General features: G+C 69.1%; 28 protein-coding genes. 7 read left to right on the forward strand and 21 right to left on the reverse strand.

Going from position 1 to position 21,499, the window contains the following annotated elements:
* Positions 1–165: 165 nt before the first annotated feature.
* Positions 166–648, reverse strand: a complete 483-nt coding sequence (locus tag B1790_RS33035) for a MarR family winged helix-turn-helix transcriptional regulator (protein WP_079927501.1) — start codon at positions 646–648, stop codon at positions 166–168.
* 52 nt (positions 649–700) lie between these two features.
* On the opposite strand from B1790_RS33035, the gene B1790_RS33040 reads away from it, so the two are divergent.
* From B1790_RS33040 to idi, 3 genes are all read left to right on the forward strand, one after another.
* Entirely contained in the window at positions 701–2,785 is a 2,085-nt protein-coding gene (locus B1790_RS33040; RefSeq protein WP_079927502.1) for an MMPL family transporter, read from the forward strand.
* A gap of 19 nt (positions 2,786–2,804) precedes the next feature.
* On the forward strand, positions 2,805–3,311 hold the full coding sequence (locus B1790_RS33045) for a VOC family protein (RefSeq protein ID WP_079927503.1): 507 nt from the start codon (positions 2,805–2,807) through the stop codon (positions 3,309–3,311).
* Positions 3,312–3,386: 75 nt separating this feature from the next.
* Positions 3,387–3,923: an isopentenyl-diphosphate Delta-isomerase gene (gene idi / locus B1790_RS33050; protein ID WP_079927528.1), complete on the forward strand. Its 537-nt coding sequence runs from the start codon at positions 3,387–3,389 to the stop codon at positions 3,921–3,923.
* Between the two features lie 89 nt (positions 3,924–4,012).
* Here idi and B1790_RS33055 read toward each other — a convergent pair whose 3' ends face one another.
* The 8 genes from B1790_RS33055 to B1790_RS33090 all read right to left on the reverse strand — a co-directional run bounded on the left by B1790_RS33055 (position 4,013) and on the right by B1790_RS33090 (position 12,937).
* Positions 4,013–5,014: a DUF5914 domain-containing protein gene (locus B1790_RS33055; protein ID WP_079927504.1), complete on the reverse strand. Its 1,002-nt coding sequence runs from the start codon at positions 5,012–5,014 to the stop codon at positions 4,013–4,015.
* Entirely contained in the window at positions 5,011–6,570 is a 1,560-nt protein-coding gene (locus B1790_RS33060; protein WP_079927505.1) for an FAD-dependent oxidoreductase, read from the reverse strand. Before B1790_RS33060 ends, B1790_RS33055 begins: the two co-directional genes overlap by 4 nt.
* Positions 6,537–7,484: a phytoene/squalene synthase family protein gene (locus B1790_RS33065; protein ID WP_079927506.1), complete on the reverse strand. Its 948-nt coding sequence runs from the start codon at positions 7,482–7,484 to the stop codon at positions 6,537–6,539. The genes B1790_RS33060 and B1790_RS33065 overlap by 34 nt, the downstream gene beginning before the upstream one ends.
* Entirely contained in the window at positions 7,481–8,989 is a 1,509-nt protein-coding gene (gene crtI / locus B1790_RS33070) for a phytoene desaturase family protein (RefSeq protein WP_079927507.1), read from the reverse strand. The genes B1790_RS33065 and crtI overlap by 4 nt, the downstream gene beginning before the upstream one ends.
* Positions 8,989–10,125, reverse strand: coding sequence for a polyprenyl synthetase family protein (locus B1790_RS33075; protein ID WP_079927508.1), 1,137 nt, complete (start codon positions 10,123–10,125; stop codon positions 8,989–8,991). The genes crtI and B1790_RS33075 overlap by 1 nt, the downstream gene beginning before the upstream one ends.
* A gap of 202 nt (positions 10,126–10,327) precedes the next feature.
* Positions 10,328–10,651: an ANTAR domain-containing protein gene (locus B1790_RS33080; RefSeq protein ID WP_158083917.1), complete on the reverse strand. Its 324-nt coding sequence runs from the start codon at positions 10,649–10,651 to the stop codon at positions 10,328–10,330.
* Positions 10,652–10,775: 124 nt separating this feature from the next.
* Entirely contained in the window at positions 10,776–12,242 is a 1,467-nt protein-coding gene (locus B1790_RS33085; RefSeq protein ID WP_079927510.1) for a HAMP domain-containing sensor histidine kinase, read from the reverse strand.
* Positions 12,239–12,937: a response regulator transcription factor gene (locus B1790_RS33090; protein ID WP_056559023.1), complete on the reverse strand. Its 699-nt coding sequence runs from the start codon at positions 12,935–12,937 to the stop codon at positions 12,239–12,241. Before B1790_RS33090 ends, B1790_RS33085 begins: the two co-directional genes overlap by 4 nt.
* 139 nt (positions 12,938–13,076) lie before the next feature.
* Here B1790_RS33090 and B1790_RS34885 point away from each other — a divergent pair, with 139 nt between their 5' ends.
* Complete coding sequence (locus tag B1790_RS34885) at positions 13,077–13,727, forward strand: hypothetical protein (protein ID WP_158083918.1); 651 nt, start codon at positions 13,077–13,079, stop codon at positions 13,725–13,727.
* Between the two features lie 51 nt (positions 13,728–13,778).
* Here the strand turns inward: B1790_RS34885 and B1790_RS33105 are convergent, their stop codons facing one another.
* Entirely contained in the window at positions 13,779–15,053 is a 1,275-nt protein-coding gene (locus B1790_RS33105; protein ID WP_079927512.1) for an SLC13 family permease, read from the reverse strand.
* A 329-nt stretch (positions 15,054–15,382) separates the two neighbouring features.
* Between B1790_RS33105 and B1790_RS33110 the strand changes: the two genes are divergently transcribed.
* On the forward strand, positions 15,383–15,613 hold the full coding sequence (locus B1790_RS33110) for a CsbD family protein (RefSeq protein WP_056559013.1): 231 nt from the start codon (positions 15,383–15,385) through the stop codon (positions 15,611–15,613).
* Between the two features lie 65 nt (positions 15,614–15,678).
* Here the strand turns inward: B1790_RS33110 and B1790_RS33115 are convergent, their stop codons facing one another.
* The 11 genes from B1790_RS33115 to B1790_RS33165 all read right to left on the reverse strand — a co-directional run bounded on the left by B1790_RS33115 (position 15,679) and on the right by B1790_RS33165 (position 20,057).
* A complete protein-coding gene (locus B1790_RS33115) occupies positions 15,679–16,104 on the reverse strand; it encodes an ATP-binding protein (protein ID WP_079927513.1) in 426 nt (141 codons plus the stop codon).
* 62 nt (positions 16,105–16,166) lie between these two features.
* The gene (locus B1790_RS33120; RefSeq protein ID WP_233165436.1) at positions 16,167–16,610 is read right to left on the reverse strand and encodes a PAS domain-containing protein; all 444 of its coding nucleotides are present in this window, start codon (positions 16,608–16,610) and stop codon (positions 16,167–16,169) included.
* Positions 16,611–16,645: 35 nt separating this feature from the next.
* On the reverse strand, positions 16,646–16,894 hold the full coding sequence (locus B1790_RS33125) for a hypothetical protein (RefSeq protein ID WP_079927514.1): 249 nt from the start codon (positions 16,892–16,894) through the stop codon (positions 16,646–16,648).
* A gap of 33 nt (positions 16,895–16,927) precedes the next feature.
* Entirely contained in the window at positions 16,928–17,488 is a 561-nt protein-coding gene (locus B1790_RS33130) for a hypothetical protein (protein WP_079927515.1), read from the reverse strand.
* A 1-nt stretch (position 17,489) separates the two neighbouring features.
* The gene (locus B1790_RS33135; RefSeq protein ID WP_079927516.1) at positions 17,490–18,056 is read right to left on the reverse strand and encodes a DUF6286 domain-containing protein; all 567 of its coding nucleotides are present in this window, start codon (positions 18,054–18,056) and stop codon (positions 17,490–17,492) included.
* Positions 18,053–18,436 carry an Asp23/Gls24 family envelope stress response protein gene (locus tag B1790_RS33140; protein WP_079927517.1) on the reverse strand — a complete coding sequence of 128 codons (384 nt, stop codon included), beginning with the start codon at positions 18,434–18,436 and terminating at the stop codon, positions 18,053–18,055. Before B1790_RS33140 ends, B1790_RS33135 begins: the two co-directional genes overlap by 4 nt.
* Positions 18,429–18,608: a hypothetical protein gene (locus B1790_RS33145; RefSeq protein WP_056558997.1), complete on the reverse strand. Its 180-nt coding sequence runs from the start codon at positions 18,606–18,608 to the stop codon at positions 18,429–18,431. The genes B1790_RS33140 and B1790_RS33145 overlap by 8 nt, the downstream gene beginning before the upstream one ends.
* Positions 18,609–18,661: 53 nt before the next feature.
* Positions 18,662–18,901, reverse strand: a complete 240-nt coding sequence (locus B1790_RS33150; RefSeq protein ID WP_079927518.1) for a hypothetical protein — start codon at positions 18,899–18,901, stop codon at positions 18,662–18,664.
* On the reverse strand, positions 18,898–19,191 hold the full coding sequence (locus B1790_RS33155) for an Asp23/Gls24 family envelope stress response protein (protein WP_079927530.1): 294 nt from the start codon (positions 19,189–19,191) through the stop codon (positions 18,898–18,900). Before B1790_RS33155 ends, B1790_RS33150 begins: the two co-directional genes overlap by 4 nt.
* Before the next feature lie 32 nt (positions 19,192–19,223).
* Positions 19,224–19,697 (reverse strand): Asp23/Gls24 family envelope stress response protein, encoded by a 474-nt coding sequence (locus tag B1790_RS33160; RefSeq protein ID WP_056558991.1) that lies wholly within the window; start codon positions 19,695–19,697, stop codon positions 19,224–19,226.
* 189 nt (positions 19,698–19,886) lie between these two features.
* Entirely contained in the window at positions 19,887–20,057 is a 171-nt protein-coding gene (locus tag B1790_RS33165) for a CsbD family protein (RefSeq protein ID WP_079927519.1), read from the reverse strand.
* A gap of 264 nt (positions 20,058–20,321) precedes the next feature.
* Between B1790_RS33165 and B1790_RS33170 the strand changes: the two genes are divergently transcribed.
* Entirely contained in the window at positions 20,322–20,897 is a 576-nt protein-coding gene (locus B1790_RS33170; protein WP_079927520.1) for an RNA polymerase sigma factor, read from the forward strand.
* Positions 20,894–21,370, forward strand: a complete 477-nt coding sequence (locus B1790_RS33175; RefSeq protein WP_142271661.1) for a hypothetical protein — start codon at positions 20,894–20,896, stop codon at positions 21,368–21,370. Before B1790_RS33170 ends, B1790_RS33175 begins: the two co-directional genes overlap by 4 nt.
* The last annotated feature ends 129 nt before the right edge of the window (positions 21,371–21,499 follow it).

A 21,499-nucleotide genomic window follows, 5' to 3' on the forward strand; every position in this document is an offset into this window, starting at 1 on the left:
GCATCACCCTGATGGGCGGCTAGTTCAGCGAGCTTGGGACTCATGATGTGCGCTCCCGTGGTTCGACCTTCATTGTGCGCGCGCGACGCGTCCCATTGCTCGTCCCAAAGTCTTACGGCGGCTTCGTCATCAATCGGTCATGGATGTGACGTGCCGGCCGACCCGTCACTCTCGCAGTTCGGCGTTGAACGCCCGCATGGAGCCGATCACTGCCGTCAGCACGCGGTGGGCCGTCGCCAGCTCGGTCGCCGAGAACTCCTCGAGCGATGCCGCGGTGTGCTGGGCCAACGGGCTGAAGAACGAGCGGGCGACCGCGTTGCCGTGGTCGGCGTAGCGCAAGAGGACCTTGCGCCGGTCTGATGGGTGTGGTTCTCGAGTCAGGTGCCCGGCCTGCACCATGCGGTCGACGAGGTAGGTGATGGCGGCGCCGGAGACGCCGATGCGCTGGCCCAGCTGGCTCTGCGTCAAGGGCTCGCCGTCGCGCTCGGACACCATGACGTGCAGCAGTGCCCGAAAGTCGTTGTCGTTCAGATCATGTCGAGCACAGAACACGCGACTGAGGTCGTCGGACTCGGCGGACAGCGACTGCACGTCGGACACGATCAACGCCTCGACGGCATCCCGCTTGGACGCAGGTAAGCGACTCAATCGACCAGTCCTTCACTTGATTAATCATTAAGTATCTTAATATACTTGGCCCATGAGCTCGTGGGACCGATACGCAAACATTGTCTCCGGCCGGCGGTCGTGGATCGTCGCCCTGCTGATCACCGTCGCGGCGGGCCTGCTGATGGCGTTCGCCGGCGCGAACGCCGGGTCCACCCAGTCGCCCGTCCCGGTGCCGGCGTCGGCCGAGTCGGCGCGGGCGGCCGTTCTCGCCAAGGACTTCCCATCGGGCAACGAGGCGCCGGTGCTGCTGGTGGTCTCGCGCGCCGACGGCGCCGCCCTCTCGCCGACCGACCTCGCCAGCGCGCAAGACGCCCGCCAACGGGTACTGGACCGCGCCGGGGCGCAGGGGGGCGCACCAATCTCGACCTCCGAGGACGGCGTCGTCGCCGTGGCCCCGGTGCCGATCGCCGCCGACCTGTCCGGCTTCGACCTCGCCGACACCGTCACGGGCCTCCGCGCCGCAGCCAACGACGGAGCGCCGCAAGGACTCCAGTTCCGCATCACCGGCGGACCGGCCTTCGGCGCCGACATCGCCGACTCGTTCTCCGGCGCGAACTTCACCCTGTTGGCGGTCACCGCCGCGGTGGTCGCTCTGCTACTCATCGTCACCTATCGTTCGCCCATCCTGTGGCTGGTGCCACTCACCGTCGTCGCCATCGCCGACCAGACTGCCGCCGCGATCGGTGGCGTGGTGGCCGAACTGACCGGCTTGACGTCCGACGGCTCCACCACCGGAATCACCAGCGTGCTGGTCTTCGGCGCGGGCACCAACTATGCACTGCTCCTCATCTCGCGCTACCGCGAAGAGCTCGCCAAGGCACCCGACCACCGCGACGCGCTGCGAGTCGCACTGCGGCACGCAGGCCCGGCCATCCTGGCCAGCAACGCCACCGTGGTGCTCGCACTGCTCACCCTGCTGCTCGCCGTGGTGCCGTCCACCCGCAGCCTGGGCGCCCAAGCGGCCTGCGGGCTGGTGGTCGCCGCGCTGTTCGTCCTCGCCGTGTTGCCACCGCTACTGGCACTGTTCGGACCAAAGCTGTTCTGGCCGTTCATTCCTCGCCGGGACGCGGGGCACGCGACAGCGCGTCCGACCGCCTGGTACCGCGTCGCGACGTGGGTGAGCAACCACGCCGGCCGGGTCGCCGTCGGCACCGTTGCCCTGCTGGCGGTCCTGTGCACCGGGGTGCTTGGCACCCCGATCGGACTGTCGCAGACCGAGCAGTTCCGGGTGAAGGCGGAGTCGGTGTCGGCCTACGACACCCTCGCCGCGCACTTCCCCGGCGGCCTTTCGGCACCCACGTCGGTCATCGGCCGCACCGACCACGCCGAAGACCTTCGTCGGGCGATCGACGCCACGCCCGGCGTCGTCTCGGTCCGGGACGCCGGCACCTCCCCGACGGGTCTCACCCAGTTCTCGGTCGTCGTCGACGCCGCCCCCGCCTCCCCGGCCGCCTTCGACGTCGTCGAACACCTACGCGAATCGGTCCGTGGCGCCGACGAGCAGGCCCTCGTTGGCGGCACCGACGCCCAGGCGCTCGACGCCCGCACCGCCGCCCAGCGTGACCAGCGCGTGGTGATCCCTGCCATCCTCGTCGTGGTGTTGCTGGTGCTGTACGTCCTGCTCCGGGCTGCGTTGGCGCCGCTGATCCTGGTCGCGGTGACGGTGCTCAGCGCGCTGGCGGCGTTGGGCCTCGGCGGCTGGCTCAGCGTGCACGCACTCGGCTTTCCCGCGCTGGACAACACCACTCCCCTCTTCGCGATCCTGTTCCTGGTCGCGCTCGGCGTGGACTACACGATCTTCCTGATCACCAGGGCCCGTGAGGAGACCCACGACAACGGCACCAGAGAAGGCGTCGTGCGGGCCGTCTCGGCCACCGGCGGGGTGATCACCAGCGCGGGCATCGTGCTGGCCGCGGTGTTCGCCGTCCTTGGCGTGCTGCCCCTGATCGTGCTCACCCAGATCGGCATCATCGTCGGCCTCGGCATCCTGCTGGACACCTTCTTGGTGCGCACCGTGATGATCCCCGCCCTGTTCACTCTGGTCGGGCCGCGCATCTGGTGGCCGGCCCGCGTCGACCCGGCCGGCGAATCGGCCATTCCCGCGCCGAATCGCTGATCTCGGGAAGAATGCAGGGATGACCGCCACCAGTGAAGGGTCCCCGCAGCAATTCGATGCGCGGCGCCGCGAACTCGCCACGGCGTACCTTCGCCCCGCCGCCGAACGGCCTGCCTCGTCGGGCCGCGGATTGCATCACACGGCGCTCATCAGCGGTGACGTCGAACGGACCGTCCGGTTCTACCAGGAGCTGCTCGAGTTCCCGCTGACCGAGCTCATCGAGAACCGCGACTACCACGGTTCGACGCACTTCTTCTTCGACATCGGCAACTCGAACCTGTTGGCGTTCTTCGACTTTCCCGGATTGGATTTGGTCCCGTACCGGGAGGTCCTCGGAGGCCTGCACCACGTGGCGATCAGCGTCGAGCCCGAGCGGTGGCAACACCTCAAGGACAAGCTCGCCGCGGCTGGCGTCGAGGTCGCCGAGCACAGCGGGGTGTCGCTGTACTTCCGTGACCCCGACGGCGCCCGCATCGAACTGATCGCCGACCCGCTCGGTGAGATGTATGGCACACGGGTGCTCTGACCGACGACCCGTCCAGACCGGCGGCGGCGACGAATCCTTAGTGCCAGATTCCTACGAGCGATGTTGCGGGTGCCCATGAACTCAATCCAGACCGACGAGTTGGTCGTCCTAGTCGACGACGCGGGCCGCAGCATCGGCACGGCGCGCAAGGCCGAGGTCCACGACGCAGCGACTCCCCTGCATCTCGCCTTTTCGTGCTACCTGTTCGACGACGCGGGCCGGGTCCTGCTGACCCGTCGGGCGCTGGACAAGCGAGCCTTTCCCGGTGTGTGGACCAACTCGTTCTGCGGTCATCCGGGGCCCGACGAGCAGATGGACGACGCGGTGGTGCGTCGCGCGGGCGCCGAACTCGGCGTCGAGATCACCGATCTGCAGTGCGTGCTACCCGACTTCCGCTATCGCGCGGTCGACGCGGGCGGCGTGGTGGAGAACGAGATCTGCCCGGTCTACCGCGCCCGCATCGCCGGACCGCTTGACGTCGACCCCGAGGAAATCATGGACTCGGCGTGGGTGCCGTGGGACCAGTTGCGCGCGGCCGTCGAGATGCCGTGGGCGATCAGCCCGTGGGCCGTCGAGCAGGTGCCGCTGCTGGACGCCGCTCGGTCACGCTAGAGGCCGCCGACCGCACTGGGGGCGGCCGACCGCACGCTTGTTTGCGGCCCTTCTCGGCCGATGCGTACAAGATGCGTGCCGTCGACCGCCTAGGTGCGCAGCGTGTACAGCCGCTCCGCGTAGGCCAAGTCGTCACGCCACAGGCGCGCCGCGGCATGCCTCATCAGCGGGCGGATCACGGGCAGTGCGACCAGGCCCTTGCCGAAGTTGGGTCGGTCCGAATGCGCGATGACGGCCTCGAGCACCGCGGTGCGCGGCCGCCCGTCCGGCCCGGAACCCAATGGGATGCCGTGGGTTTCGACGACGCTGCCGACGCCCTCCCCCTCGACGATGCGCATGACGACGGTCCGCGGGCCCGGCGCGGTGAACTCGGCGATGACCGGAACGCCGAGCTTGCCGAGCCGGAAGGTGACGTCGACGACGAAGCGGTCTTGCGCGTCGGGGAGCACGTCGACGGCAGGGGGCGAGCTGAGCACCTTGAGCTGAGTGAAGGAGTACGGGTGGAACCAGGCGCCGTGCCACGGGTCGAGCCGGTTGGCGACGATGTCCCTCGGCTCACACGTCCCTTCGAGGCGGGCGACGGCGGCCATCTGCGGGCTACCCGGCCGCTCGGGAACGATCGGGGCGTCGGTGGGGTCCTCGCCACCGGCGGCGTCGAGCCGCACCCAGCACAGCACGCCGTCGTCGAACGCGGGGAACGGCTTCCAGGCCCCGTGCCGACGATCCGAGAGCCGCAGACCGTGCCACGGGCAGACCAGCGTGCCGCACTCCACCGGCGCGGTCGCCAGGTCGGCGCCGAGATGCGGACACGCCCGCGGGGCCACCAGCAGCCGACCGTCGACCCCGCGCCACGCGACGATCTGCACGTCGGCCACCACCGAACCCGTTGCCTTGGTGGCGATCTCCGAACTCGCGGCGAACGGAAACCAGTTGCCGCTCGGGCGGCGCTGCGCGCGGGCCAACGCCGACGAGATGATCCGCGGATCGGCGTCGGCGAAGGTCGGCGTCTGCGCCGACCAATCCAGTGCCGGCAACGTGGTGAACGGCCAACTCTTGGCCACGTTGGCCCGTAACTCGGTGAAAGCGCTCATGCCCGTTGACCTTCCGTTCGCGCCACCAGTCGTCGAAGCCATGCGGATCGGCCGCGGTTGGGCACGGTGTGCAGCACGTGACCAGCCAGGCCAAAGCCGGCGAGCAGCTGGTTGGCCGCGGTCCAGCCGGTGGTCGCCGCGCGTTCCATCAGGGCGACCGGAAGGTCGATGCGAATGCCGTCACCGGCCAGCACCACCCGAGGATCCGGCGTGCCGACCGTGGGCCGACGCGCGAAGTCTCCGGGCCCGAAACTGGGACAGTCATCGCGACGTACCAGTCGTTCGTCGACGATGGTCGCCGCGGCGGTCTCCGGATACAGCTCGTACATGCGGGCCAGAAGACCGTCACGCACCTCGGCGTCACCACCGGTCACCGAATAGCCGTGCAGTTCCACCACCGAACCGCCTGTGCGGGCAGCCCATTGAGCGGCTTCACGCTCGTACCGCTCCAGCACGCTGACGTTGTCCAGCGGCGACCGGCCACCGGTGCCCAAGAAAGCCGCCCGGTCCGACTGCACCGGTCGATCCAGCCAGAGCCGCAGCACCACGAACGGCGGCGCGTTGCCGACGTCGTCGACCCGTCGCCGCCAATCCTCGTCACCGAGGTCGGGTGAGGCCGCGACGATCCGCCGCAGTCCGCCGACGTCGGTGGCCAACACCACCGCGTCGGCGGCGAAGACCTCGTCGCCGGCACATCGGACCCGCACCCCGTCGCCCAGCCCAACGGACTCGACCGACGTCCCGGTGTGGAACCGAACACCCCTGCCCTCGAGGTACTTTCGTAGCGGATTCCACAACACCTCGTCGAAGTTCGCGTTGGCGACGTCGAACACCAGGCCTTCGCTGGACCCCAGGAAGTAGATGTGGAACATCGTCACCAGCTCCGCCGCCGAGAGCCGCTCCGGCTTGACGAAGAAACTCCTGGCGAACACCTCGAACGCCAAGTGGCGCGCAGCGTCCGGAAAGTTGATGTCCTGCAGGAACTCCGCTGCGGTCCTGTCGTCGAGGTCGTGGTAGGTCTTCGGCACCGACGCAGTGGCCAGCGGCGCTGCGGCCTTGCCGTCGATCCTGACCAGGTCGCGTAGCCGAAAAGTGGGGCTGCGCAACGCGAACGCCAAGGCGTTGAACGGCGGCGTCAGCGGCAGACCGCGGAACGTGTCGCGCCGTCCGTCGGCGTCAACCAGCGGGTAGTCCTCGACGGGGGTCAGTGCCGACAGGTGCGGATCCGACCGGCGCAGCAGGGCGCGCAGGTTGTAGTACTGCCGGAAGAAGGCATGGAAGCCGCGGTTCATCGCCACCGCGGAGCCGTCGGAGAGGGTGTCCGACCAGCCGCCGACCCGACCGCCGACGTAGTCGGCCGCTTCGACGACGTCGACCTCGACGCCTCGTTCACTCAGCCCGGCGGCGGCCGCGAGGCCGGCAATCCCGGCACCGACGACGACCACCCGGGGCGTCCGTTCCAGCGTGCTCGCGTCGGGCAAACCCGGCTCCGCGGGTACGGTCTCGCGCAAGCGATCCACTACTACTCCTTCCGGTGCCGCAGTCGGGCACCCCATGCCCTGACGACACCCGCACCGGCGACGGCGAGGCGCCGTCCCTTGCCGACAGTGGCACGCTGGGCGAAGATCTCAAAGTCGATCTCCTCGATGCGGTCGAGGATCTCGGAGTACAACTTCCACGCCGTCTCCACGCACGGCCGTGACGCCGGAGCCAGCTGGGCGACTCCCGGCCGGGCCGCGGCGTACACCCGCCGCGTGATGGCGTGTTGTTCCTGCAGCGCGCGGCGCACCCGGGTGTCGATCCGCCGGTTTGTCTGGCACCAACGCAGGACGTCGCGGTCGACGCCGTGCGCGGCCAGTTCGTCGGCGGGTAGATACACCCGTCCGCGGTCCAGATCCTCGTCGACGTCACGCAGGAAGTTGGTGAGCTGGAACGCCTTTCCGAGCGCGGCGGCCGCCGGCGCGGCGTCCTCCCTGGGGCCGACGGTCCCCAGGATGGGCAACATCTGCAGCCCGATGACTTCGGCGGACCCGTACATGTACCGCTCGAGTGAGGCTCGATCCGGATAGTCGGTGACGGTGAGGTCCATCCGCATCGAGGCCAGGAAGTCGTCGAAAAGCTGCCACCCGATGTCGTATCGGCGCGCCGTGTGCACGACGGCCGTGAGGGTGGGGTCGTCGGCGCTCGCCTGGTTCTCGACCAGGCTGTTGAACAGCTGGGTGGAGAACTGCTGGAGCTGCCTGGCGCGCTCCTCGTCGCCACGGGTCTCGTCGAACTCGTCGAGGATGTCGTCGGCGCGGCGGGCGAACCCGTAGAGCGCGTGCACCGCAGGACGCTGGGCGGGTGCCAACAGCCGAGTCGCCAGGAAGAAGGTCTTGCCGTCGCGGGCGTTGATCTCGCGGCACTGCCGGTAGGCCTCCCGCAGCGACGGGTCCATCACACCCGCGGCGTCCAGTTCGGAGCTGATCATCGCCCCACGACCTCTCGATTCTCCTGCCGCGCCGGCACTCCGGTAATTCGGTCGGCGGCCAACCGGCCGGACATGACGGCGGTCGGGACGCCGACCCCCGGCACAGTCGACGATCCGGCCAGGACCACGTTGTCTACGCCGCGGACGGTGTTCGCCGGCCGGAACGGGCCGGTCTGGGCGAAGGTGTGGGCCAGCGCGAAGGGGGTGCCGGCGAGCATGCCTTGGCGGCCCCAGTCTGCGGGTGTCACCACCGACAGCACCTCCATGTCGTCTCCGACCGCGGGCAGCCGCTCTCGGACCGCGCCAAGCATGTGGTCGACGTAGGCCGACGACGTGGCGTCCCAATCCACCTTGCCCACTTCGGTATTCGGCGTCGGCGCGAGGACGTAGAGCAGGTCGCGCCCGGGTGGGGCCAGGCTGGGGTCTCCAGCGGTGGGTCGCGTGACGAGCAGCGAGGGGTCACCCATGACCCGGCCGTCGGTGATGATGTCGGTGAACGTCTGCTTCCAGGCCTCGCCGAACAAGATCGTGTGATGGCCGACCGACGAGTCGACCGCGGGAACGCCGACGTGGGCCACGACCGCCGACGGTGCGGGCCGCAACTTCAGCAGGCGACGTGGTGAGTAGTCCAGCAGCCGGTAGGTGTCGGGCAGCTCGGTGGTGAGCACCACGGCGTCCGCGGATACCCGCTGCCCGCCGTCGGTGATCACGGCGGTGGCCCGCGAGCCACTTCGTTCGATGCTGGAAACCGTTGCACCGTAGATGAAATCGACGCCGGCATCGGCTGCCGCGGCGGCCATCGCGTCGGGGAGGGCTCGCATGCCGCCGACGGGGAAGTAGACGCCGGCAACGGTGTCCATGTAGGCGATCACCGCGTACACCGCCAGTGCGCTCTGCGGCGGCACCCCGGCGTACAGGGCTTGGAAGGTGAACACCCGAAGTAGCCGCTCGTCGCTGAGGAACTTGCGAATGACGCTCTCCCACCGGCGGAAACCACCCATGGCCAACAGCCGCCCCAGCTGCGGAGTCAGCAGCGACAGCGGCGAATCGAAGTTGGCCCCGATGAAGCCGTCGAACTCGGTCTCGTAGAGCGCGGTCAGCCACTGGCGCATCTGCAGGTAGGCGTCGGCCTCCTTGCGGCCGGCGAACCGTTCGACCTCGGAGTACATCGCCGTGGGATCGGTGTGCACCTGCAGGGTCTCGCCCCCGGCGAACACCGCGTTGTAGGCCGGGTGGACCGACGTCAGTTCGAGGCGGTCGGTCAGCTTCTCCCCGACCGCGGCCATCGCGTCGTCGATGATGTCGGGCATCGTCAGCACGGTCGGCCCCATGTCGAGGCGATAGCCGGAGACGTCGGCCCGGCCCACCCGTCCCCCGGGATGGTCTTCGCGTTCGACGACGGTGACGTTGCGGCCGCGGCCGGCCAGGTACAGCGCCGCCGACAGGCCAGACAGGCCACCGCCGACGACGACGACCCGATCGGTCTTACCCTTGACGGTGCGCATCAGGCACTCCTCTTGGTGCAGTAGACGGCCATGTCTTCCATTGCCGCGCGGGCTGTTTGGGGGATTCCCGCCACGTCGAGACACCGCAGTGCGTGCGCGAGCCGGTCGTCGATGAGCTCCTCGATCCACTGGGCGGCGCCACTGGCGATGATCAGCGTTCGCCATCGTTCGGCGTCGGCGACGGTCAGCGTGGGGGTGGTCATCAGCTCCGCGAGCTGACGGCGCATCCCGGGGTCGGCCAACTGATGGGCGGCGACGACGACGCTGGTGGCCTTCTGCGCCTCGAGGTCGATGCCGACGGACTTGCCGGTCACCGTTGGCGAGCCGGAGATGCCGAGCAGGTCGTCGCGCAGCTGGAACGCCTCGCCGATCGCGGCGCCGTACTGACCGACGGCGTCGACGACCTCGGTTCGGCACCCGGCCATCGCCGCGCCGATCTCCAACGGCCGCCGCACGGTGTAGTTACCCGACTTCCGACGGGCGACGTCGAGAACCTCGTCGAAGGTGGGGAAGGCATGCGAGTCGTTGACGAGGTCGGCGAGCTGACCGACCGCCAGTTCCACGCGCATGTCGTCGTAGCGGGGCCACACCCTGGCGAGCGCGTCGGCGTCGACGCCGCTTTGGCGGAGCATCTTCTCGGCCCACACCAGGCAAAGGTCGCCGAGGACGGTCGCCGCCGACTCCCCGAAGCGATCCGACGAGTCGGTCAGCCCGCGCCCGCGATACCATGCACTCAACGCCACGTGTGCGGCGGGCCTGCCGCGCCGCAATGCCGACTCGTCCATCACGTCGTCCTGAAGCAGGGCGAAGGCGTGAAGCAGTTCCAGGCTGGCCGAGGCCCGCAGTGCCGATTCGTCTTCGTCCGCGCCGCACAACCAACCCAGGTACATGAACGTCGACCGGACGTACTTGCCGCCGTCGAGGAAGTCCGACAGCACCTGGCTCGCGACGCCGATCCCGGTGCCGTCGAGCTGGGGCAGACACTCGGTGGTCACGAAGTCCGTCAACAGGGTCCGCACCGCGGCGCGCACGTCGACCGGGCCACGAACGGCTCCGCTCGGGGGACTGCCACGGTGCCAGCGCGATCGACGACGGGACAGAACGAGTCCGGACGCGTCGTGGTCGTCGCTGCTCATGTGCACTGTTTGCCCATTCGGCATGGGCCTCACGCCTCGCTTCTCCATGTCTTGCGACTCCGTGCGTTTTGGTCCGTCGATCTGGTTGCGCTAGTCCCCACGCAGAGGCATTCGGAGCCGACGGGGGTCCGGCGTGGTGCGGAGGACGGTTTATTTTCGGCGGGGCACGAAGCTCGGCGTTCGTGCTGGGCGGAAGCCCGGATCAGGCCTGATGACGGGCGGCGGCATCGGAGATCCGTTGATGCGCGGTTCGCAGCAGCAGATCGTGTTCCATCCTGCGCGCCGGCGACGACGTGCGGGCCAGCTCGACCAAATCCGTCAACACCTGCTTGGCGATCAGTCGCAGCTTCACGTTGTGCTGCTGGGACTGCTCGCGCAGACGCTCGAACGCCTCGTCGGAGTCGATCCCGTAGACGAACATGAGCATGCCCTTGGCCTGTTCGATGATCGCGCGGTTCACGCCGAACTCGTAGACGGCGTCGGCCTCGGCCTTCGAGTGACCTGGGTCTTGGCACGGTATGGCCATCCGCTGCCGCTCCGACTGCATGACGCCCCCAAACCAATTGAACGAGTAGTTCTTTTCTGAACGTTTAGTCCAATAGTGCCCATGGACCGGCCCCTTGGTCAATGCCGGGCGGCGTCGGCGCTGGTTACGGGCGTGCCGGCGTCATCGGCAGTGTCAGACGGAACTGCGCGCCGTGGTCCCGAGGCTCGCAGACGAGGTCGCCGCCGTGCGCCCGCGCCAAGGCCCGGGCGATGGACAACCCGAGTCCCGCCCCACCGTGATCGCGGTCGCGGGAGGCATCCAACCGCACCAGGCGGTCGAACACCCGCTCGCGGTCGGCAGGCGCGATGCCTTCGCCCGTGTCACTGACCACCAGGTGGGCGACGGGGCCGAGCACCTCGACGTGCACCGTGATCCGACCACCGGCCGGCGTGTAGCGGCGCGCGTTGTCGAGCAGGTTGGCCAGGATCTGACCGACGCGGTGCGGATCGGCGGTGATCACCAGACGGTCGACCCCCGTACGCACCACCGTGGTCTGCGGCGCGAGCATGTCGGCGCGTTCCACCTGGGCGTCGGCGATCCCGACCACGTCGACCTCGGCGACCCGCAACGGCAGCCCGGCGTCGATGCGGCTCAGGTCCAACATGTCGGTGACGAGCCGTCCGGCCCGGCGGGCGTCCGACAGCAACAGCGCCACGCGGCGCTTGGTGCGCGTCCGGGCGTCCGGCGAGGCGTCGTCGGCGGTGTTGGTCAGCTGCTCGGCCGCGACCTGGATTCCGGCGAGCGGCGTACGCAGTTCGTGCGCGGCGTCGGCCAGGAACGCCCGCGTCTGCGCCTCGGCCCGCCGAGCCGCCTCGGCCGCCTCCTGTGCTTGGCGTTCGGCGGCCTCCAGTGCGTCGAGCATCCCGTCGAAAGCCGCTGCGGCACGGCCGAGTTCGGTGTTCGGGCGATCCGGCCGCAGACGCCGGCCACGGTCGCCGGTGCTGATGGCCCTCGCCAACCCCGTGAGCCGGTCCAGCGGGCGCAACGCGCCACGGGCGACGGCGATCAGCAACGCCGCGGCCACGGCGAGGGTGATCGCGCCTGCGCCGATCAGCAGCTCGCGAAGGTCGCGCACCGCGGCGGTGGCCTGGGTGGTGTCGGCGACCAGAATCAGCCGAGCCCCGTCGGGCAGCGGTTGCACGATCGCCGTGTTCGTCTCGTCGCGGGGCCCGGGCGGCGGAGGAGGAGGCGGCGGCGGGCCGCCCGGCTTGCCGGGCCCGTCCCCACGGTCGGGTGGCGGCGGTGGCGCTGGAGGCGCAAGGGCCGTGCCCGGACCGGGACGGGTGTCGGGGCTGATGGCCGGATCCCCGTAGGCCTGCCCGTCAGCCGTCACCAATAGCGCCCGGATGCCACCGCCGTTCAACTGGGCCGCCGTCTGCTCCGGTGACGCCCCCGCCTCGGCTAGCGCGTCGGCCCTTGCCGCCGTGGCAACCAGCCGGTCGTGCAGGTCGCGACTGACCTGCGATCCGAAGGCGAAGTCGATCACCACCCCGAACACGACGAGCGCGGTCGCCAGCAGAGCCAACGCCGACAGCGTCACGCGACGGCGCAGCGACGGGGTCTCGGTCACGGTGTCGGTCGCAGTTGGTAGCCAATTCCCCTGCTGGTGTGCAGGATTCGCGGCCCGTGGGCCTCGAGCTTACGACGGAGGGCACTGATGTAGACCTGAACCAGGTTGGGGTCGTAGGCGTCGTAACCCCATACCGCGGTGAGGATCTGCTCCTTGCTGACGAGCCTGCCGCGTTGATCGGCGAGGTAGGCCAACAGACGCAGCTCGGTCGCCGTGAGGTCCAGCGGCTGACCGGCGCGCGTGGCCGTGCCTGCGTCGACGTCGAGCACCAGGTCACCGAGCTGCACGGCGGACGGCAACCGCCCGCGGCGCCGCAGCACCGAGCCGACGCGCGACACCAATTCGGCCAGCTCGAACGGCTTGACCACGTAGTCGTCGGCACCGCCGTCCAGCCCGCGCAGCCGGTCGTCGAGGCCGTCGCGCGCGGTGAGCAGGACGATGCCGGTGTCGCCGTAGTCACGGACGACGTTGATCAGCGCGAAGCCGTCGCGGCCGGGCATCATCACGTCCAGTACGACGAGGTCAGGGCGGAAGCCGCGCAGCGTGTCCTCGAGGCCCGTCCCGTCGGGTCGTGCGCCGGTGACGTACCCGGCGTCGTCGAGGGCTTCGCTCACCATCTCGCGAATCGTCTCGGAGTCTTCGACGACCAGGACTCTGGCGCGCGGGTCTGGACGCAACGGTGCGCGACTGGTCATGCGTTCATTGTGTCCCGTGCCGGGCGGCGATTCCTGAAGCGAAACTGAAGGAATCGGTCCGCACCCGCATTCTTCAGGTTCGCTTCAACTTCAGCCAGCAACGTCGTCACCAGTAACCGCCAACCCAAGTGAGGACGACGTGAACGACGACAACACCGAGAACACCGACAACTTGAGCGCCCAGCCCGCGGAGCGGGTCGAGCCCGTTGAGTCGACGCAGCCCGGGCAGCCCGCGCCGATGGCCGACAAGCCCACCAGCCGGTGGTCGGAGACCGGGGACAAGGCTCGACAGCACCCCGTCGGGGTCGCCGTCGGGACGGGTGTCGTGGCCCTGATCGTGGGCGGCCTGCTGGGCGCCGCCCTGTTCGGCGGGCCGTCGCGGGACGTGGGTGCAGCCGGGATGTCCACCCACTACGCGGCGCAGGGCGAGATGTGCGCGCCGCCTCCGCCGCCTCCGGGTGGTCCCGGTGGACAGTTCGGCGGACCGCCTCCCCCGCCGCCTCCCGGTGGTCCTGGCGCTCCCGGTGGACAGTTCGGCGGCCCGCCTCCGCCGCCGCCGGGTGGTCCGGGTGCTCAGGGTGGTCCGGGCGCTCCGGGCGCTCCGGGTGGACCCGGTGGTCCCGGTGGTCCCGGTGGTCCTGCCGGTCCCGGTGGGCCTGCCGGTCCCGCGGGGCCGGGCAACCAGCAGCAGGCTCCCGCACCGCAACCCGGTGGCAGTGCCGCCCCTGCTCCGGCCGCCCCGGCCGCTCCCTCGACACCCCTGCTGCCTGCCGAGCAGCCTTCCCGCTAGGCGGTTCGTTCCCCGGCAGACGCTCCTCTGCCGGGGAATGAACGGCGGGCTCTAGGCCAGGCCCATCTCCAGGCCCGCCCATAGGGCGACGACCGCCCCGACGATGCAGATGGGGACGGTCGCAACTCCCAACAGGGAGAAGTCACGCAGGCGCGGCTGCACTCCGGCACCGGAGAGCACCCGCCGCCACAACAGGGTGGCCAAGGAACCGACGTAGGTCAGGTTCGGCCCGATGTTGACGCCGAGAAGCATCGCCATGACGAGGCCAGGGGGCGCTCCCGTGCCAAGCGCGGTCAGCATCAGCAAGGTGGCGGGCAGGTTGTTGACGACGTTGGACAGCACCGCTGCCACGCCGGCCACCACCAGCAGACCGACCAGCGTCGGCGCAGTGGGCAGTGCCTTCGCGACGGCCGCACCCAGCCCGTGCGCGCTGACCCCGGCCACCACCACGCCGAGTGCGAACACGAACAGACAGAACAGCGGTGAGCCTGCACGCACGATCGTCGAGACCGTCACCGAACCGCGGCGGACGCCGGGCACGGCCAACGCGACCGCGCCCACCACCGCCACCCACACCGGCTCGACGCCGGCGAACCCCGACGCGCCGAATCCGACCAAGGTCAGACCGAGCACGACGAAGGCATAGACCGGGGTTGCCTGGTCGTAGGTCGAGTCGTCGGCGGCCGGCTCCGCCGGATCGGGTTCGGCGCTCAGGTCCTTGCGGAAGAAGAGCCGAAACACCGCATACTCCAGGCCGACGACGACCAGCCAGGGCAGCGCCATCACCGCGGCGAACGACACGAAGGTCAGACCAGAGGCCGAAAATGCCAGCAGATTGGTCAGATTCGACACCGGCAACAACGTCGACGCCGAATTCGACAGGTGAGCGCACGCATAGACGTGGGGGCGGGCGCGCACCCGGACCAGGCGGGCCGTCGCCAGGACCACCGGTGTCAGCAGGACCACAGTCGCATCCAGGCTCAGCACCGCCGTCGTGACCGACGCGGAGACGAAGACCAACCCCAGCAGTCGGCGTGAGTTGTCGCCGGAGGCCCGGGCGAGCGCCGCGCCCAACCACCGGAAGACCCCCTCCTCGTCGGCCAGGTGCGCGAGAACCAGGATGGCGGCGAGGAAGCCAACGGTCGGGCCGAGCAGTTCCATCTGGTCGAGCGCGGCGGCGGGCGTGACCACGCCGCAGACCACCAGGATCGCCGCGACCGGGACGGCCAGCGTGGCCTCGGGAAGTCCGCGGGGTTGGACCATCGCGAACACCAGCACCGCGGCCAGCGCCACCAACGCGGCGATTTCGGCCCAGCTGCCCGTCATCGACGTCTCCGGCCCGGTCCGTCAGCCAAACGTCCAGAGCGTGATGTCATCTCAGTCACAGCGCCGGCCGATCCCGTGAGTGCTGCTGTCGAGCAACGGAGTTCACGACACCCCCCATTCGTCTCCGATGCGCGGCGAAGTCCGGGTCACGTCGGTCGTCGCACATCGATTTGCTGACCGGCGACCGCCGGATCGCTGGGAGACGCTACGGCGCGAACCTGAACCCAACCTGAAGAGGGTCGGGTTTCAGACGTCGACCACATTGGGTACTCCGTCGTCGGTTTCGGCGAGAGCCGGAATGTCGTCAACGCGAACGAAATGGAGCTCACATGGGTGACAGTGGACCCGAAGAAGCAGTGAAGGGCGTCGTCGAGGACGTCAAGGGCAAGGCAAAGGAAGTCATCGGCATCGTCAGCGGGCAGGACGATCTGCGCGAGGAGGGTCGGGCACAGCAGGACAAGGCCGAGGCTCAGCGCGACGTGGCGAAGAAGGAAGCCGAGGCCGAAGCTGCTCGCGCCGCCGAGAAGACCGCCGAGGCACGCCAAAAGGCCGCTGAATAAGCACTTTTCGTCTCACTCAGATGGGCGGGCAGAACCCCAACGGGTCTGCCTGCCCATCTTGGTGTCTACCGGAGATCGCCCGCCACGTCGTAGTCGAGCAGAACGGTGGTGCCGTCGCCGTCACGGTCGACTGTGCAGTGATCGGCAAGGGCGTGCATGAGGGCGATGCCGCGGCCCCGGTTCCGTTGCGTCACCGAGTTCAGCCGCCACCTGCCGCGGTCGCTGATCCGCACGCGAATCCGGTGCGCGGCATCGTCGTAGGTGGCGTGCATGGTGATGTCGCCGTTGGCCCGACCGCGGTACGCGTGCTCGGCGCAGTTGGCCAATGCCTCGTTGACCCCGAGAAGCACGTCCGCACAGCGGTATTCGGATAGTGAGGGTGCCGCGTCCTTCAGCCACGCGTCGAGCTCGCACCGCAAACTGGATGCGTGTCGAGCGTCGGCCGGCCGGGTTCGACGCAGCTGAGTTGGGGTCGCTCCTCGCTCACACATCGCTGTCATCTTCGGGGCATACCCCGAATTCCGCGGATACCCAACCTATTGGCGCAAACTCGTCAGCGGCCTTGCAACCACAGTTGCTCGGTCAGATCCTGAAACGTCACCAACGCGATGTCGTCGTCGGCTCGCTGGAGAGCGGATCGGCTCATGACGGCTCGGATCACGGGTCCGTCGGCGTGTGACAGTTTGACCAGCGTATTCGCGTGTCTTTGCAACTCGGCGACAGCGCTGTCCGACTCCAGCGGCGTCTCGAAGACGTCCCGGAAGTTCATCGCCTGCAACTGGTCGCGACTCAGGCCGAGCATTTCGGCCATGGCGTCGTTCGCGTAAAGGACGGTGCCCTCTTCGGTGACTGCCACCACGGGCACGGGTAATTGGCCCAACACCCGCAACGCCGGCAGTCGCCGCAACGTGTCCATCTGAGACTCGTCGTGGGCGCGAGGCCGCCGCCGGTCGGCCACGCTTTGGTCGTGTTCGGTCAACGTGCTCTCAACGGACATGTCGCCTCCTCGAGTGATTTGCTCAACGGCGCCTGTTACGGCAATTGCTTGGTATCGGACGGCTGCGAATCCGTGCCGGCCGGGTCGGCGTCGGGCCGGTGCTTCCTGGTGAAACGGCGGGCGATCGACGACAGCCCGAGGAGCACGCGCGAGACGGCGGTCGGCTTGCCACCGTTGCGACGCTGCAGGTAGTGGCCGAGTTTGGTCAAGATCGTGGCGATGACGGGGAGCAGCAAGCTGGCCAGCAGCCAACGCCGTAATGGAGTGCTCAAGAGGGCAAGCATGGTGCGGTCCTTACTGGTTGACGGGTGACCGGATCACCGAACCCGGCGACGCTCGCGGGTGCCGGTGTGGATGGTGGTGCGCGTCGCGACGGAAGGGTCGGACAGCATGCCCGCGATCTGGGCGCAGACGGCGTCGATGGCCGGGAGCAGCCGGTCGGGTCGCGGCGAGGCGCTGGTGGTGACGGTGAGGTCGACGGTGCGGGTTCCGCGGTCGACGACGGCCTTGCCGCTGGCGGATTCGACGTCGAGCGACTGTGCCAGGGCGGCGGCAGCGGCGGTCGCGACCTCGCCGAGGTCGACGGTGATCGACCCGGCAGCGTCGGAGCGCAGCGGCAGGTCCTTGACCTTGGTGGCCGGGGTGTGCGCGAACAACCACCGCAGTGCGACGACGACGAGCACGACGCCGGCACCAGCCAGGGCGAAGGGCCACCAGCCGGTGGTGGTGGCCGAGCGCAACCCGGGCAGCGCAATCGCGTCGGGCAGGTTGGGCAGCCAGGTGGTGTTCCACACCACCAGCGCCCCGCCAAACGCCACGAGCGCGAGCCCGGCGACGATGGCGGCGAACCGGTCGAAGGTGACGGCCAGGCGGGTCATGTCAGTTCGCTCCTGTGCGTGTGCGCACCTTGATGCGCGGCGTGGTCGTGGTGAATCCGCCGATCGTCTCGGCGACGGCGGTCGTGATGGCGGCCTTCATGGCGGGATCGCTCCCGGTGACGTCGGCGGTGACCTTGACGGTGCGCAGGCTTGCCGACGCCCGGCTGTCCAGCACACCGGGCACGGAAGCGGCTGCGGCACTGGCCAATCGGGCCAGGTCTGCCTTCGCGATCCACACGCTCGTCTTGGCCGGTGCCGCCAGCGCGGTACGCCGTCGCGGACGAAGTGCCGCCGAGACCCACCACAGTCCGATCAGGATGGCCACGATGCCCGCGGGCAGCATCCAGGCCTGGTAGGTCAGACCGTCGAGTCCGGACACCGCGGTGTCGGTCCAGGCAGTCCCCTGCAGCCAGCCGAAGTGGACGGCGGCGTCACGCAGGGCGACGGCACCCCCGGCGAGGATCAGCAGCGCGATGAGCGCACCGACGTAACCGGCGGCTGGTGCGGCCACGGGTGGGCGCCCCGACGCGGGGTCGACGGCGGTGGCGCGTTCCTCAGTGGTGGTCATTGCACGGTCCTCGAGGGTGTGGCGGCGGGTAGGACGGCGTCGACTGCCACGTCGACGCGGTCGACGGTCAGGGCGGCATACGTCCTCAGGGCGTCGACGACGTTGCGTTGGACCGCGGCACCGACGTCGACCACGGGTGCGGGCCACGCGACGGCGATGCTCACCTCGACACGGGCGCGGTCACCGGCGATCGAGACGGTCGCGCGGGGCAACTCACGTCCGGTGATCTTGTTCAGACCCGCCGAGTGGGGGTGCACCCCGCCGGTGAGGCGGGCGGCGTGGACGGCGAGTCGCTGCGCCACCTTGTCGCGCACGGTGAGCTCGCCGCGGGCGCCGGGATCGTCGTCGGCCGCGTCGACGTCGTGAACGTCGTCAGCCACGACGACGCCCGGGGAACAGTGTGGACAAGTCGAATTCGCCGTCGCGCTGGCCGCCGATCAGGTACCCGGCGACGCCGAGGATCAGGGCGACGACGAAGCCGGTCAAACCGCCTGCGGCCGCGGCGATGCCGAGCAGAAGGCCGGCGATCAAGCCCAAACTGGATGTGGTCATGTGAACCTCCGAAGATGTTGCAGCACAGCGTTTCTGTGGTGTCGTGGGGTGCGTTAGAGCTCGATGAAGCGGCGCCGACGACGCAGTAGGCGTAGCGGGTTGACGGTGAACGTGCGACGCCGCGTGCGTCGTATGGCCAAATGGGGGCGGGGCGCACTGAAGTGGACGTCGATCGCGTCGAGTGCCGCCGCGAAGTCCGCCGGGCTGCCGCCCCGGTCGGGATGTAGCTCGCGAGCTGCGGCGCGGCGGGCGCTGGCCCGATCCGGGTAGCGGTCCCACCGCGCCACGGTCACGATGCGGAGGCTTCTGTCACGACGTCTTCGACAGTGACGTCGACGACGCCGCCGACCACGGCGGCCGCCGCGTCACGGACCCGTGCCGCGGTGTCGCGGACCGGTGTGCCGTAACGCAGCGTCACGTGAACTTCGGTGACGCCGTCGGGGTTGGTGCGAATCCCCGCCACCCGGTGGCCGGGAAGGTAGGTCGCGACTTCACCGAACATGCCGGCGTGCAACCCAACCACCCCCGGCACCGCGGTGACGGCGTCGGCGACGAGGTCGGCCTGGTCGGGCTCGCTCGTCATCGAGTCGTGTCCTTCACCCGTGTCCGAGTCGGTCACTGCACCCGGGTGACCGCGTCGTCGGAGTCGACGTCGTCGTCACCGGCGAGGTGGATGTCGTGCACGGTGACGTTGACCTCGGTGACCTCGAGGCCCGTCATGCGCTCGATGGCGGTGATGACGTTGCGGCGCAACCCGGTGGCCAGGTCGGCGATGGACACGCCGTACTCGGCCACGATGTCCAGGTCGACGGCGGCCTGCTTCTCCCCCACCTCGACGGACACGCCCTGCGAGTGGTTGACGTTGGCGCCGGGGATGCGTTCGCGCAGCGCGCCGACGACGCGGGACGCGCCGCCGCCGAGGGCGTAGACGCCGCTGACCTCGCGGGCGGCGATCCCGGCAATCTTCGACACCACGGTGTCGGCGATGGTGGTCTTGCCCTGCGAGCTCACCAGCGTCGAGCTGGTGACGGAGGCGACGTCCTTGCCGGTGGTTGCCGTGGCGGTGGTGACGGGCTGGGTGCTGGTCATCGTGATCGAAACTCCTCGTCGAAAGTTGGTGGTGATGTTCGTGCTTCGTTGGTGTAGTCGGTGCCCAAGCCTTGATCCGAACGTCGCAGTCCAGTGAACTGACTCACATGCAACTGTCGGGTCCGGCCGGGGCGGGGGTCGCGTCACGCCGCCTTGCTGCGGCGCGACGCGGCCCTGTGGCCGTGCTCGCTACTTGAAGGTGTCCTTGATGTTCTCGCCAACCTTCTTCACGCCGGACACGCCTTGGTCCTTCTTGCCCTCGGCGGCCAGCTCGTCGTTGTTGGTGGCCTCACCGATGACTTCCTTGGCCTTGCCGATGGCGTCTTCTGCGGCGTTCTTGGCCTTGTCCACGATGCCCATGGTTTCTTCCCTTCGTCGTGTTACCCATCGCCGTCGAGTGGTCCTCGACGGCGTCTCCCTGCGAGCGTCTTCCTCCAAAAGGCATTGGAGACAATCCGTTTCAACAGGTCATGAGTTGAGTCGGACGGGATGGCCCAAACCGAACGTCGTCGCGACGTGAAGCGGGTCACACCGGCCAGAAGCCCCCCACGCGTTTGCCAGTAGAGTTCGGTGGCACTACCCCGACCCACTCGGAGATCGGGTGCGGACGTATGGGGAGCGTGCGTGACGACAGCCAGCGGCGGCGGACGGATCGCCGAGGCGGGCGACGACGCCCTCCTCCGGGCCGCTGCGCTCGGCGACAGGGAAGCGTTCGAGGTCGTGGTGCACCGCTACGGTCCGCCGCTGCACCGGTACGCGCGGCGGCTGGTGGCCAACGAGGCCGACGCCGCCGACGTCGTGCAGGCCACGTTCATCGCCGCCTGGCGTCAGCTCGCGACGTTTCAGGGCCGGTCGTCGTTGAAGACGTGGTTGTTCTCGATCTGCTCGCACAAGATCACCGACAACTATCGGGTCAAGCGCGCTCAACCCATCGACGACCAGCTCATGGAGGCGATTCCGGCCCCCCAGCGGAGCTCCGACCCGTTCACGGCGGCGTCGAACACGGCGTTCCTGGCGGCACTGGAGGCCGCGTTGGCCGAACTTCCGTATCGACAGCGCGCATCATGGGTACTGCGGGAAATAGAATCCATGACGTTCCCTGAGATCGGCACTGCTCTCGACATGAGTCCCGACGCGGCACGCGGACATCACTTCCGTGCCACCGCAACACTGCGAACCCGGCTGGAGAGGTGGCAATGAATTCCTCGCCTACGCCGCCGGACCCGTTGTTCCGCGCGATCGAATTCCTCAGGGCCGCGCCAGAGCCCGGGTGGGACGCCATCGCGGGACGCGTGGTCTCGTCGGTCCGCACCACTCCCCGGCCGGGCGGCCACCCGTTGGCGGCCCAGACACCGCCCGACAAGGCCGGTCCCGGCCAGATCTTCGTCAGTGACCACGTGCTGCGCAGCACCCTCGCGATCGAACTTCGCCAGCGCTACCTCTGCGCTCCCACGCGCATCACGTTCGACATGGACGACCGGACCAAGACGCTGCGCGGGGTCGACATCGAACTCACCGGCAGCTACGGCACCGACCTCAGGGAACTGGCCAGCCACATCCGCAGCACGACCCTCGACGTCATCGCCGAACTGCTCGGCGACACCCTCGACGGCCAACGGCCGGTCGACGTCACCGTCACCGACGTCGTCACCGGCGACCCGCTCGGCGCGTAGAACGCACCGGGCAAGGCGTCACTACGCTGCGACGCTTGAAACGACCCGCATCCCGGCGGAACATGGAATGTGTTGCCCCAGACCTCGGCGATGGCAGGTTCAGCACGGTTCTCATCCCGACGGGGCAAC

Source organism: Mycobacterium sp. AT1 (genome assembly GCF_002043095.1).
GTDB lineage: Bacteria > Actinomycetota > Actinomycetes > Mycobacteriales > Mycobacteriaceae > Mycobacterium.